This is a genomic window from Selenomonas sp. oral taxon 126 (genome assembly GCF_001683335.1).
In the GTDB taxonomy this organism is placed as follows: domain Bacteria; phylum Bacillota; class Negativicutes; order Selenomonadales; family Selenomonadaceae; genus Centipeda.
This window is the reverse complement of record NZ_CP016201.1, coordinates 449,664-463,103: the sequence shown is the minus strand read 5'-3', so window position 1 is coordinate 463,103 and position 13,440 is coordinate 449,664. Positions and strand designations below refer to the sequence as shown.

The 13,440-nt window shown below is 57.9% G+C and carries 10 protein-coding genes, 1 pseudogene and 1 riboswitch; of the genes and pseudogenes, 4 read left to right on the top strand and 7 right to left on the bottom strand.

Features of this window, described 5'->3' with window-relative positions; genetic code table 11:
* Positions 1-4: 4 nt before the first annotated feature.
* Positions 5-2,473 (bottom strand): TonB-dependent receptor plug domain-containing protein, encoded by a 2,469-nt coding sequence (locus AXF19_RS01980; RefSeq protein ID WP_066844349.1) that lies wholly within the window; start codon positions 2,471-2,473, stop codon positions 5-7.
* 247 nt (positions 2,474-2,720) lie between these two features.
* A riboswitch (cobalamin riboswitch) is annotated at positions 2,721-2,935 on the bottom strand.
* Positions 2,936-3,117: 182 nt separating this feature from the next.
* Between AXF19_RS01980 and AXF19_RS01975 the strand changes: the two genes are divergently transcribed.
* Entirely contained in the window at positions 3,118-4,218 is a 1,101-nt protein-coding gene (locus AXF19_RS01975) for a hypothetical protein (protein ID WP_084784732.1), read from the top strand.
* A 56-nt stretch (positions 4,219-4,274) separates the two neighbouring features.
* Here the strand turns inward: AXF19_RS01975 and AXF19_RS01970 are convergent.
* The 4 genes and pseudogenes from AXF19_RS01970 to AXF19_RS01955 all read right to left on the bottom strand — a co-directional run bounded on the left by AXF19_RS01970 (position 4,275) and on the right by AXF19_RS01955 (position 8,365).
* Positions 4,275-5,750 (bottom strand): annotated as a pseudogene (locus tag AXF19_RS01970) (MATE family efflux transporter).
* A gap of 86 nt (positions 5,751-5,836) precedes the next feature.
* Positions 5,837-6,646 (bottom strand): MetQ/NlpA family ABC transporter substrate-binding protein, encoded by an 810-nt coding sequence (locus AXF19_RS01965; protein WP_066844347.1) that lies wholly within the window; start codon positions 6,644-6,646, stop codon positions 5,837-5,839.
* A 44-nt stretch (positions 6,647-6,690) separates the two neighbouring features.
* The gene (locus tag AXF19_RS01960) at positions 6,691-7,344 is read right to left on the bottom strand and encodes a methionine ABC transporter permease (RefSeq protein WP_066844344.1); all 654 of its coding nucleotides are present in this window, start codon (positions 7,342-7,344) and stop codon (positions 6,691-6,693) included.
* The gene (locus AXF19_RS01955; protein ID WP_066844341.1) at positions 7,313-8,365 is read right to left on the bottom strand and encodes a methionine ABC transporter ATP-binding protein; all 1,053 of its coding nucleotides are present in this window, start codon (positions 8,363-8,365) and stop codon (positions 7,313-7,315) included. Before AXF19_RS01955 ends, AXF19_RS01960 begins: the two co-directional genes overlap by 32 nt.
* 279 nt (positions 8,366-8,644) lie before the next feature.
* Between AXF19_RS01955 and AXF19_RS01950 the strand changes: the two genes are divergently transcribed.
* From AXF19_RS01950 to AXF19_RS01940, 3 genes are all read left to right on the top strand, one after another.
* Positions 8,645-9,211 (top strand): DUF3793 family protein, encoded by a 567-nt coding sequence (locus AXF19_RS01950; RefSeq protein WP_066844339.1) that lies wholly within the window; start codon positions 8,645-8,647, stop codon positions 9,209-9,211.
* 43 nt (positions 9,212-9,254) lie between these two features.
* On the top strand, positions 9,255-9,689 hold the full coding sequence (locus AXF19_RS01945) for a flavodoxin (RefSeq protein ID WP_066844338.1): 435 nt from the start codon (positions 9,255-9,257) through the stop codon (positions 9,687-9,689).
* A 191-nt stretch (positions 9,690-9,880) separates the two neighbouring features.
* Positions 9,881-10,792, top strand: coding sequence for a hypothetical protein (locus AXF19_RS01940; RefSeq protein WP_066844335.1), 912 nt, complete (start codon positions 9,881-9,883; stop codon positions 10,790-10,792).
* A gap of 313 nt (positions 10,793-11,105) precedes the next feature.
* Here AXF19_RS01940 and AXF19_RS01930 read toward each other — a convergent pair whose 3' ends face one another.
* Together AXF19_RS01930 and AXF19_RS01925 are read right to left on the bottom strand one after the other, a co-directional pair.
* Entirely contained in the window at positions 11,106-12,113 is a 1,008-nt protein-coding gene (locus AXF19_RS01930; protein WP_066844330.1) for a Fic family protein, read from the bottom strand.
* A gap of 36 nt (positions 12,114-12,149) precedes the next feature.
* Entirely contained in the window at positions 12,150-13,430 is a 1,281-nt protein-coding gene (locus AXF19_RS01925) for a glucosaminidase domain-containing protein (RefSeq protein ID WP_066844328.1), read from the bottom strand.
* Positions 13,431-13,440 lie beyond the last annotated feature (10 nt).

Sequence of the window (13,440 nt, the reverse complement as noted above, 5' to 3'; positions counted from 1 at the left end):
CTCCCTAAAATTCATAACGGAATGTCGCATAGTAGCTGCGCCCCTGTAGCGGGTATTCGATATTGACCTTGCCGGGGGAGCTGCCATACCTCTGTACACTGTTTACGCGCAGCTGCGGCCCACGATCAAATACATCGTTGCAGCCAAGCGTCAATGTCATGTCCTTTTTCGGCGACCACTTGAGTCCCAGATTGACGACGGTCAGAGCTTCCTGTGGGCGTCCTGCGAGTTCTTTTTCTATTGGATCGCTGACCTGCGGAATGGCGTAATGTGTGTAGTATTTTGAGATATGATGTGTCTCACCGAAGAAGAGCCATTTCTCTGTCGGGCGATAGGTCAGGCGGAGATTGCCCTCCCATTTCGGCTGGTAGGTCGGACGCACCTCGGACCAGCCGTAGTGTACGCCGGGGGAGGAGTTTCTGCGCTGTGCGCTGATCTGGAGATAGGTTCCCTCAAGGTCGAGGTCGAACTTCTTCCAGTGAAAATTGGTCTGCAGCTCAATCCCATGTGCCTTGCCGCGCATATCGTTGAAATACGAGCTGTAGTTGAGGCCTGCACGATAGAGGTATAGCATGCGCTCTGTGTCGCGCCAAAAATACGTCAGTGTCGTCCGATTGTCCGCGCCAAGCGCGCTGCCGTCCCAGATGGCGGAGAGGTCGAACTGCTTGCCATACTCCGGCTGTGGGAACTTCGCACCGCTTCCCTGGTAATCCATCGGTGCCGGAAGAATGCCCGCACCGTCGCCCGCGATCTCATACATGTTGAGCAGACGGAAGTATGTCCCACCCGTCATGCGCATGGAGAAATGGGGGGTAAACTCCTTCTTGAGTGCAAGCTGCCATGTCACTTTGGAGTCGACCTGACTGTCCTCGGGATGTACCCAGCGGTATGTCTTTAGCGGATTGAAGCGACCAAACTTGCTGTAGCCGACAATCTCCGAGCGGTTGTAACGGATCGCCGGCGTCAGCTGCCACGTTCTCTGTTTGTCGAGCGTGATCGTATCCTGCAGCTGCACGTTGAAGATGTTTTGATCGAACTGATTGCGCATCTGCGCCCAGAGGTTGCCGATGCCTGCCTGCACATCATCAATGACATCATCCAAGCCGTCGCCTTGAATTTTCATGCGCTCGTGCGAGTAGTTCATCTGGAAGTCCAGCATATTGTTCTTGCCGAGTTCATAAGTTCCGTCGACCTGCACGTTGTATTTGTTGGAGCGGTATTTACTCCACTCACGCATGGGTATCCTGATCTGCTTGCGCAGGCGGTCGTCAATGTGCTCCGCACGGTAGTCCTTCGATTGGTTCAGATAATCAATCATCCATCCCCATTCATAGCGTTTTCCGATATAACGGCGCTGGACGAGCAGCTCTGCGGCATCAATCGTCTGACGGCGGCTGTCGTATTTGTAGAGGTCGTATCGATCCGTCTCCAGCCCCGGTACAATCATGTCAAAATAGCTGTTTGTCGAAACCCACAGGCTGTCCGGAAGGTGACGATTTACTTTCTTGTATGTCCCCTTGATCATCCAATCGTCATTCTGCCATTTGATCAGCAGGTCTGTGTTCCTGTAATCATTGTACTTGCGCCGGCGCTGCGGATTGTCTGCAGAGTCGGATTCTCGCACACCGTTATCTTCCAGCCACTGAACACAGCTGTCCACCTTGCTTTGCCATGCACCTGCGCCGTTTGCAGCATCGTATGCGGATTTCTCCGTCGCAGTCATGGACAAATAGCCTTGCAGCTCTTTTCTCGTGTCCAGTACCTGTTTTCCGAGCTGCGTATTTGTATAGAACTGATCCGCCGCATAGCTGTGATATGGAAAATCCCCGTCGCGCTGCTCGTGGTTGAAGCCAAAGAGGAGGCTGCCGCTGCCGACGGGGGCCGTGACCTCGACGGATGCCTTCCGCGAGCCGAAGGAGCCGGGACCGATCTCCGCCGAGCCGTGTGCGCCCGTGGGCCTTTTCGTCACGATATTGATGACGCCGCCGATGAATGTGCCTGCGAAGCGCGCGGGGATGTAGCCGCGATAGACCTCGATGCGTTCGACGTTGCTGACGGGGATGGTCGAGATGTCGACCGCCGCGTCGCCGCCGAGGTTCGTGAGTACGCCGTCGACAAAGACACCGACCTGTGCCGCCGTCGAGCCGCGCACGGTCACGGTCGTGTACTGTCCCTTGCCGTTGACCTCGCGTACATGGACGCCGGGCACCATCTTGAGGAAGTCGGGCAGGGTCTTCTGCTCGCCCTGAAACTCCTCGGGGCGAATGACGGTCACGGTGCCGGGGGAAAGGATCTCCTCCCACGCGGGGCGTTTCGCCTCGACGGTGATGTCGGGGGTTGTGTATGCACCGTCCTGCGCGGGGGCGGGTGCGGGCGTCGTCTCGGCGGCTGCGGCGGGGTGCGACAGAGCACCGACCATCAGCATCCACAGGACGCCCGCAACAAGCTGTTTCTTTTTCCTTTTCTCAGACATGAAAGAGCCTCCGTTCTCTCCAGAAGAATCAAGTGTTTTTGAAAGATATGGAAAATATAACCGCAGGGAATCCCTTCTTTCCACGAAAAAATCCGTCTGCGACCATGGATTGGTTCAGACGGATTTTTTTCATGAGAAAAGAAAAACCGGTGCATTAAATACAACCGGAGATGCTCTGTCATGAAATATGAACAAAATCCCCTACCCATCGCTCGCAGGTACCGGCCTTTGAAATCCGCAAAAGCCGACGGTGATGTCGGAATAGGTAAGTATCCTGGCTTGGTGTCATCGCCTGCACACGCCTTCCCAGAGATAGCTCCAGTGACATTGTTATGCGCAGGCTCTTCCTTACAGTGGCGGGACCGCTCCGGCTTCGAGGAGTCGCTGATAAAATGATTCCATCAGCGATTCCTCACCGAATTCCAGATTAAGTCTTTCGACGCCTATTCCCTCTTATATTTAATTTTTATGTTTATATTAATACCTATCATATAATTTTGTCAATAAGAGAATAAAATATATATATCTGTCATTTGAGACTGTGTTGATAAATTGCGATGGATTTGTGGTATGCGCGGTTGCGTGAGAGGAATCTTCAATGCTATAATGACAACGTTTGAATTTTGTGCATAGGAGGTGCGGCGATGCCGATGGATGAGTTTGCGTGGCGTGTGAGACTTGCGCGTCGCCGCAAAGCGCACAAGCGGAAGTTTGCCCTCGCAGCGGGGTTGATCGTTGTGACGCTGGCAGTGATTGCATGGTATTTTGCCTACTACACGCAGCGCCCCGAGTACGCGCTCATGCAGGCAGCTGTCGCTTTGGAGGAGCATGATTTAGAGGCTTTTGAGCGCCGCGTGAATGTCACGGCGGTTGCGGAGGCGGGCTATGACGATCTCACCTATGTTCTCTTTGCACGCGATACCAGTCTGAATGAATCCGAACGCAATGCCTCCGGCAAGTTCTATGAGAAGATCAGGGGTAGCGTCACAGAGGGGCTTGCGCGGACGATCGAGGGCGCGGTACGCACGGGCGCATGGGCGGAGCCGGACGGCGCAGATGCGCTGAAGGGGCGGCAGCTCGGCATTGACTTCGAGTATCTGATGGAGTGCAGCCATCTGCGCGATACGAGTCTCGTGCAGATCGGCGAGGTCGTGCGCGACGGGGGCGGCGCTGTGGCGACGCTGACCGTTCTGGACGGCGGGACGGGCTTGGAGTTCCCGTTGCAGCTGCGCATGGAGCAGACGGAAACGGGCTGGCAGATCGTGCGCGTGATGAATTACCGTGCCTATCTCGAGGCTGTCCAAACGGCAGCGGGCAGAGATATCTCACGCTACATCCAGGCGACGCGTCCCATCGTCGACCGCTACAACGGTGTGTTCCGATCGCGGCAGAGCGAGTTCCGCAGCCTGACGGAAACGGGGTGGGGGACGTATACGACTGAGCACCGCAAGGCGCTGCTCCGCCTCCTGCAGGAGGATATGATCCCCGTGCTGAAAAAGTACCAACGTGAACTGGATGCTGTGGAGGTTCCACCCGGTGCAGCGTATCTCGCCGCCCAGAGGAGGGCTGCGACAGAGGCATCCATTGCCTCGTATGAGAGCTTCGTACGCGGGCTGGATACGGGGATGTCCGAGGACTTTGCGCGCGCAGAGACACTGCACAAGCAGGCACTCACTTACGATCTGCGCGTCGGTGACATGATCCGCAGAGGTGCTGTGAGCGAGGAGACACCCGCGACGCCGTGATAAATGAACCCAAAAGGTCTTACCATACGCAACTGTGCGTGTGATAAGACCTTTTCCTATGCGCCGATCTGCTGTGCGGTGCGGCGCATTGCTCTGCGATATCCGTAGAGAAGGACGGCGACCATAACGAAGAAGCTCGCGTTGTAGGCGTTGTAGACGACGTGCATGGAGTGGATGCCGACGATGTCCCAACCCCGGCACCACGCGACGCGGAAGAGGCAGTAGGCTGCGAATGCCGCGATCATGGGCGTGAGGGTGTCGCCGAGTCCCCTGATCGCGCCGATGTAGACCTGATTGATGCCGTAGAGCCAGTAGAAGGCGAACGTCCAGTAGACGGCGTCGAGGGCGTTCTCGATCACGGCGGGATCGTCGGTGAAGATGGGGATGAGCGTCGGGGCGGCGAGCCCTGCGATGAGCGCCATGAAGAGCGCGCCGAATCCCGCAAGTCTGAGACTCACGCGCAGCCCTGCGCGTACGCGTGCAAGGTCGTGCGCGCCGACGTTCTGGCCGATGAAGCTCGTGAGCGCAATCCCAAAGGCAAAGAGCGGGTAGTAGAGGAAGCCCTCGATGCGCGCGTAGACGGTCATGCCCGCCATCGCGGCGTAGCCGAAGCTGTTGATATAGGTTTGGATGACGAGCGAGGAGATGCTCATAAAGACAGCCTGCAAGCCCGCAGGAATGCTCGTGCCGAGGATGGGCATGAGGTGCGCGGACTGAAAGAAGGGGCGAACGAGGGTGAAATGCCACGCACCGTGGAGGTGGAGGAGTTTGCGCAGGGCGAGGAGCGCCGACGCGTACTGTGCGATGATGGTCGCAGCCGCCGCGCCCGCAATGCCGCAGGGAATGACGATGAGGAGGAACACGTCGAGCACGATGTTGAGGACGACGGCGGCAGCGAGGTAGTGCAGGGCACTCGTCGTATTGCCGAGCGCATGCAGAATCGCGCTCGCTGTATTGTAGAGGAGCTACGCGAGCATGCCGAGGAGCGCGATCCGCAGATAGAGGCTTGCCATCGGGATCAGCTCGTCGGGCGTTGCAAGCGCCGTGAGCAGCGGTTCGGTCAGCACGATGCCCGTAGCTGTGAAGAGAACAGCGAAGGCGAGCACAGTGACGAAAATGCTCTGTACGAGCCCGCTCAGGCGGTCATATTGCTTTTCCCCATAGAGATGGGAGACGAGCACGCTCAGTCCTGCGGAAAAGCCGATGAAGAAATTGACAATGACGGAGAGAATGAGGCTCGCCGTGCCGACGGCGGCAAGCGCCTGTGCCCCGAGCACCTGCCCGACGAGAGCCGTGTCCGCAATGCTGTAGAACTGCTGCAGGAGCTGCGAGAGCAGGATGGGCAGCATGAAGATAAGCAGCTGACGGATGATCGGCCCCTTTGTAAAGTCCCGCTGATCGGCGCTGTGGAAAAGCAGGACGTGCAGATGATGCAGATTGTGATGCAGAAAATCATAGGTGAGCGGGTTGCGCACGCCGTAGATGCGCTCGCGGCGTTTCAGGGCGCAGAGCTTGTTGAGCAGTTCTTTCATAATGAGATATTTTATCACATAGCGATGTAATATGGAAACAAAAAAGCAGGAGAATCGTCTCTCCTGCTCTATATGGGGAATCATCCTTAGAATGCGGGGATGATCGCGCCCTTGTACTTCTCGTTGATGAAGTTTTTGACTGCCTCGGAGTGGAGCGCCTTCATGAGCGCCTGAATCTCGGGGCGGTTCTCATCGCCCTGACGGACGACGAGGATGTTGACGTACGGGGAGGTCTTGTCCTCCATGAAGAGGGCATCGCGCGTCGGCACGAGATCCGCCTGCATTGCCCAGTTCGTGTTGATGACGGAGATGTCGACATCGTCGAGGGTGCGCGGCAGTTGCGGCGCCTCGATCTCCTTGAAGACGAGCTTCTTCGGATTGTCGACGACATCCTGCACGGTTGCGGCAGCGCCGACACCGTCCTTGAGCTTCAAGAGGCCTGCACGCTCGAGGAGGAGCAGGGCGCGTCCGCCGTTGGTCGGGTCGCTCGGGATGGAGACCTGTGCGCCGTCCTTCACCTCGTTGATGTTCTTGATCTTGTGCGAGTAGATGCCCATCGGCTCGACATGGACGCCGAGGACGTTCGCGAGCTTCAGCTCGGGATGCTCGGTGATGAAGTTCTTGAGGTACGGCTCATGCTGGAAGAAGTTCGCGTCGATTTCCTTGTCGTTCGTCGCGAGGTTTGGCTGCACGTAGTCGTTGAACTCGACGATCTCGAGCTTGATGCCGTCCTTTTCGAGCTCGGGTTTGATGACTTCGAGAATTTCGGCGTGGGGGACGGGGGAGGCGCCGACCTTGACGACCTTCTCCGACTTACCGGCATTATCCGCACCGCCGCCGCAGCCGACGAGGGCGAGCGTGGTGAGCGCGAGGACGAGGGTGAGTAATTTCTTCATAAAAACCTCCTTGATGGACTCTCTTGGATGCTCCCAACGGGAACCTATCTCTTATTCAGTCGTGCGGCGAGGGTGTTGCCCGCAAACTGCACGAGCTGGACGAGAACGATGAGGATGACGACGGTCGCAATCATGATTTCGGGGCGGAAGCGTTGGTAGCCGTAGCGGATCGCAAGATCCCCGAGACCGCCGCCGCCGATTGCGCCCGCCATTGCGGACTCGCCGACGAGGGCGATGATGACCGTCGTGAGCTGGCTGACGATGCCCGGCATGGACTCCGGCAGCAGCACGCGCGTGATGATCTGCATCGGCGTCGCGCCCATCGAGAGCGCCGCCTCAACGAGTCCGTGCGGCACTTCGCGCAGCGATGTCTCCACCTGCCGCCCGATGAAGGGAACGGAGGCGATGACGAGCGGCACCATCGCCGCCGTTGTGCCGATGGCAGACCCGACGATGAGACGGGTCAAAGGGATGATGGCAACCATCAGGATGATAAACGGAATGGAGCGCACGGCGTTGACAACTGCGCCGACGGTGCGATTGACCATCGGTGCGTCGAGGATCTCCCCCTTGCTCGTGACGTGCAGGAGCACGCCGAGCGGGATGCCGATGGCGGTCGAGATCGCCATGCTAAGGGCGACCATGTAGATCGTTTCGCCCAGCGCCTTAGTGAGGAGCGGCAGCGTTTCGGCGGACATAGCCGATCACCTCCTGTTTCAAATGCTGTGCAGAAAGATACGAAATCGCTGCCTCGATCTCCCTGCGTTCGCCGCGCATGCCGATAATCATGCGGCCGAACGGCAGCTCCTTGATCTGGTCGAGCGTGCCGAAGAGCATTGTGACCTCGATATCGGGGAAGAGGCGGATCATGTCCGCGAGCACGGGATTGTCCGCGCTCTCCCCGAGGAAGGTGAGGCGCAGGAGCATATAGCTGTCGCGGCTCGGCGTCTCCTCGATGGGATTGCCGCGAAATGCCGTCGGCAGCTCGTTCGAGAGGAGGACGCTGATGAACTCCTTCGTAATCGGCTCGCGCGGCGCGGTGAACACGTCCACTACGTCGCCCTCCTCGGCGATGACGCCACCGTCGATGACGGCAACGCGGTCGCAGATGTCCTTGATGACCTGCATCTCGTGCGTGATGACGACGACGGTCAGCCCCATACGGCGGTTGATGTCGCGGATGAGCGCGAGGATGGACTTCGTCGTCTGTGGGTCGAGTGCAGAGGTCGCCTCGTCACAGAGCAACACCTTCGGATCGCTCGCGAGCGCGCGCGCAATGCCGACGCGCTGCTTCTGCCCGCCCGAGAGCTGCGAGGGATAGGCGTCCGCCTTGTCCGCAAGCCCGACGAGGGCAAGCAGCTCCGTCACCTTCGGCTTGATCTCGCCCTCGGATTTGCCCACGAGTTTCAGTGGGAACGCGACGTTGTCGTAGACGGTCGCGGAGGACAGCAGGTTGAAATGCTGGAAGATCATGCCGATGTGGCGGCGCTCCTCGCGCAGATCGCTTTCACTCATCTGCATGAGATCGCGCCCGTCAATCAGCACCTCGCCGCTCGTCGGGCGCTCGAGCATATTGATGCAGCGGATGAGCGTGGACTTGCCCGCGCCCGAGAGCCCGATGATGCCGTAAATGCTCCCACGCTCGATATGGAGGTCGATGCCGCGCAGCGCGTGAATATCGCCCTCGTATGTTTTGACAATATTTTTCAGATGTATCATATAGTAGCCTTCCTTCGGCTGAGATTCCGATTAAACGTAGCACAGACGCGGCTTTTTGTCAATGTTTTCCCCAACGCTTGCGATGTGTTTACGCTATTGATAAATAAAAAAGATTCGGTTGTCACTGAGGGCAATCTCGGCTATAATAGGTGCAGACCATACCAGAATATTCCTCTCTGTGAGAAAAGATATTGCTAATGAGAATCGTTTGCGGTATAATAAACTTCCAAACGATTTTGGGGGCGTTTTATTGCGCCTTGGGGCAGAGGGGGTATTACGATGCGTTGTCCGGATTTTGAGCATTTGCTCGGCTATCACGCTGCACCATTGCTGGCGGGGTTGACGGCAGGCAGTCTGCTGTCGTTCCAAAAGAGCCGCTTTCAGGATTTTGACGCAATGCTCGCGTCCTACGAACCCTGTTTTTCCTGCAAGGGAATCTCGACGTTCCGCGTGGCGGAGGGAGAGGAGTATGTCCTCATTCTCTTTTACCGTGCGGAGCTTGTGGCGCGTGCGCTCGCTGCACCTGCAGCGCAGACGATTCTGTGCGAGGCGGGCTACCGCATGACGGACAGCATGGAGGAGCATCTCGCCTTCCTGCGTCTCCGCATGCGTGTGCGCAAGACACTCCCGCCGGAGGTCGGCCTTTTTCTCGGCTATCCTCCGGAGGATGTGCGTGAATTCATTACGCGGCGGGGACAGGATTTCGTATGCAGCGGATACTGGAAGGTCTACACGAACGAGGCCGAGGCACGGGCGCTCTTTGAAGCGTATTCGGCCTGTACTCAGGAGTTCTGTACGCGGTTGGAGGCGGGACGGCCTCTCGCCGAGTTGGTGCAGGCAGTATAGAGGGAGAGACATTTCTCCCGGGATTCGATGAGGAGGATTTCACATGGCAAAAGTAGCAGTTGTGTACTGGTCCGGCACGGGCAACACGCAGAAGATGGCAGAGGCTCTCGTTGAGGGTGCACAGGGCGCAGGCGCTGATGTCGAGCTCTTCGAGGTGGACAGCTTCACTGTCGATCAGATCGACAGCTACGACGGACTCGCACTCGGCTGCCCCTCGATGGGTGCTGAGGAGCTTGAAGAGGGCTCGTATGAGCCGTTCTTCGCAGATGCTGTCGCGAGCGGCAAGCTCTCCGGCAAGCCGGTCGTGCTCTTCGGCTCGTGGGGCTGGGGCGCAGGCGCGTGGATGGAGACTTGGTCCGAGCGCACGAAGGAAGCGGGTGCAAATCTCGTCGACACGTTCATTGTCGAGAACGAGCCGGATGATGAGGGGATCGAGGGCAGCAAGAACCTCGGCGCAGCACTCGTCGGTGCGTGCTGATACGCACTGCGTATTCATTTGATAGAAAAGAGTCGCTTCGCGCGGGGCGGCTCTTTTTCTATATACCAAAACATTTATCAGTGATTCCCTAGCAGGAATTTTTGGGGGATAGAGAGAAATTATACAGATATGTGTTTGCCGTAATTTTGCTTCGAGTGTTGGATTGAGATAGAGGGAAAGGGCTGATATCTATGGAGACTGAGGCAGCAGCTTCCGCTGCCGCTGTGCAGGCGGTGGGCTTCATTCATCCCGTCATGGCGGATGTGATGACAATACTCTCGTTTGTTCTCGTTGTCGCCGCTGTTGCGATTGCTGCTGTTGCGACCCACTATGCGTGGCGGCAGACGGGGGGGACCGTCGACGTCATCGAGGGACATGTCTCGTGGCTGCGTACGGAGGCGGAGAGGCTTTCGGCGGAGATTCAGGCGTCCGTGGCAAAGGACAGTCAGACTGCCGAAGAGCTGGCGAGGCTCAAAGAACAGATTGCACAGATGGAGATTCGACTCGTGCAGGTGGAGGCGCTGGCAAAGAAGTTCGCTGCGGACATTGAGGAACTGAAGGAGCGCCCCGCTGCCGCGCCGCCGCCCGAACCTGAGCCGGCTCCCGAACCGGAACCTGCACCCGAGCCGGAGCCGGAAGAGGAGATCGACCTCGACGCCCTGCTCGAGAGCAAGCCGATCTGGCAGGATCTGCTCGATGACTATCATGCCCTGCGCGAGACCTTTTCGCCTGAGCGCGGCGCAGAGATGTGTGCGCCGATCATCGACAAGTATGCGCTGCATCTCCTCATCTGCGCGGATCATGCCGCCGTCGAGAACGGCAAGGCGATGCCGAAATTCGAGGAGGTCGATGATGTGGGCGAGGCGACGTTCTGGGCGTACGACATCCCGGGACAGCCGAACGACTTCGCCGTCATTCCGAGCCCCATGTTCCCATACGATCAGAAGATGCACGAGGAAGCGGGCATGAAGGAGACCTTTGCCGCGCGCTACGAGGCGGGCAAGAGCTACGACAAGCTCACCGTCGATATGCCTGCGCTCTTCTCCCTGCGCAAGGACAAGTGGAACATCGAGCAGCCGGGTCTGCTGAAGCTCGAGGGGTAAACAACGTATAAAAGAATGGAAGCTGTCGCATGGGGGGAACCTCTGCACAGCTTCTTTTTCTTTGTATTGTGGAAGATTTCCGCGATGTACGGAAATCTTCCGCCTATGTTTTGGTTATTGTATTTACGGAGGAGATTCAGCTCATACGGCAGAAAATCTTCCGTCAGGCAGAAGATGGAAGTCATGGGCAGCGTCGGCTAGGCGTAAAGAGTAAAATGAAAAAGCGGCAGTTGCGGTGTTTCCTCGACTGCCGTCTTCTTTGATCGCCGAACAGGCAAAACACGGAGCGCCGCCGTTGGTGCTCCGTGTTTTGCTATTCATGCTTCCGATACTTTTGATGTCTGCTGTTCGGCTTGTCCGGAATGGTGCGTTCGATCAGATTCTGCTCCAACGCCGGATTCAGATAGTTCCTGCGGAAGGTCGGTCTGTGTGACAGTCCGAGGCGCTGCATGAGCTCGGCTGCGGAGAGTGTGTCTTCGCCGAGCGCAGAGAGGAGTCGTCCGATCTGTGGCTGATCTTGGTCATTTTCTTGGTCGCTGTCTTGGTCGGTGCTGCGACCAACAACACTGATTTCACGCAGGCTGTCCCTGATGATCTCAAGCATCAGCTCCACGAATACGGTGCTGTCCGCCCGTGCATCCGCCGTGCCGAGCGCGTCGTAGTACTCCCGTTGGCGTGCTTGGATGAGCTCCTCGACGGGAAGCCAGAAAAAGAGATCCTTCCATTGGGCGAGCAGGAGGCTATGCCACATTCTGCCCATGCGTCCGTTTCCGTCTGAAAATGGGTGAATAAATTCAAACTCATAGTGGAAGACGGCGCTTTTCACAAGCGGATGCAGTTTTGACTGCCGATACCATGCAAAAAGATTATGGATGTGCTCGGGGACAAAGGAAGCCGGCGGCGCCATGTGAACCAGTGTTTTTCCATTAAATATACCGACACCGCCTGAGCGGAACCGCCCATGTTCCGGGACAAGACCGACCATCATACGTGCATGGGCATTTAATAGATCGTCGACGGATAATGGATCGATATTCAGCATAAGCTCATATGCCGCATAGGCGTTTTGAACTTCCCTGATTTCATTCGGGTTGCCAAGGACACGTTTGCCGTTCAGGATGGCTGTGATCTGCTCCAAGGAGAGGGAATTGTGCTCGATGGCAAGCGAGGCGTGAATCGTTCGGATTCTGTTTTCACGGCGCAGGTGCGGGCTGATCGTATCCTCCTGCAGAACGGTGATACGACCGACTTGTTCGCTGATCTCTGCAATCAGCGAGATGATTTTGTCTGTGATTTGGAAGGGCGGTTTGTAGTCGCTCATGGAGCGCCTCCATTGCGTTCTATAAAGATTAGCCGGCTATTTCTTCTTTTTCCCGTGCTTCTTGTCATCTGCGTCTTTTAGACAACCTTGCAAGAGAATCTGGTTGATGAGGATGTCTGTGTTCGCGGGGGCGATGGCGGCACCGTCGGCGAGTGTGCTCCACGCGCCCGCATAGTCCTTCGTGTGGATGAGCGCGACGGCGAGGGCGCTGTAGCTCGCGGCATTCGTCGGCGCGCGGCGGATGGCGTCGCGCAGGGGCGTGACAGCCTTTGCGGCGTTGCCCTCTGCGAGGAGGGCGAGCCCGTAGTTATGAAGGGCGGCGGCATCGTCGGGACTGGTCTTCAGATAGACCTCGTAGGCGCGGCGCGCTTCTTTGATGTTTCCTGCGCCCGTGTGCGCGAGGGCGATGCCGAGATACGGCTCCGTGCGCTTCGTATTGCGCTTCTGCGCGGCGGTAAAGTCGGCAAGCGCCTCGTCGTAGGCATTGCGGCGCAGATGGACGAGTCCGCGATAGATATAGCCGTCAGCATCGGCCGCCTGCATGAGGTGCGCGTTTGCGGCGCGCAGGGCGGCGTCCGAGCCGTCGGGGGCGTGCGCGGCATCGCGGATCATGAGGATCTCCTGTCCGTAGTTTTTGCCGGGGACTGCCCAGACACCGTTGAGCTGTGTCCAGCGCGTGATATTCCCGTAGATGTCGGGGCGGTTCGTGCGGATGAGGTCATAACGTGGGTCAACGATGGCGACCTGTGGACGTTCTTTGCGGCTGTATGCGAGCAAATGCTGTATATGCGCGCGCGCGCCCGTGCGGATGTCGGGGAAGGAGAGCCCCTTTGCGCCGTTTCCCGTTGCGCCGAGTCCGCAGAAGTTGTTTTGCTTCCAGTCTACGTCGCCGCCGTAAGCGAAGAAGCCCGTCTCCTTGAATGCCTGTGCGAGTGCAACGTCGGCACGTACTCCCTCGTGCTCCGCCTCCTCGTAGTATGCGTGCACGAGTTCTTCGGGCGTGCCCGTGAGCTTCGGCTGCGGGTTGCGCCTGAGGAGATAGGCAAGCATCTGCTCCTCGGTCGCCGCCGCTTCGCCCGCGATCGTGACCTCTGTCGGATCGGGCAGGGGCATGCGGAGGATGTCCTGATCTGCTGCGGGCAGGGAAAAATGCAGCCCTGCGGCGAGCTTTGCGTCTACGGTCATTCCCTGCGGGATGGAGGAGGGGATTGCGGGGCGCGGGATGGCGGCACTTGTCTCTGCCGCCGTGTATGCAGGTGCAGCAAGGAGTGCGGCGGCTGTGAGGGCGGCGGGAATGGATTTGAAGAACACGGGCATTTTCCTTTCG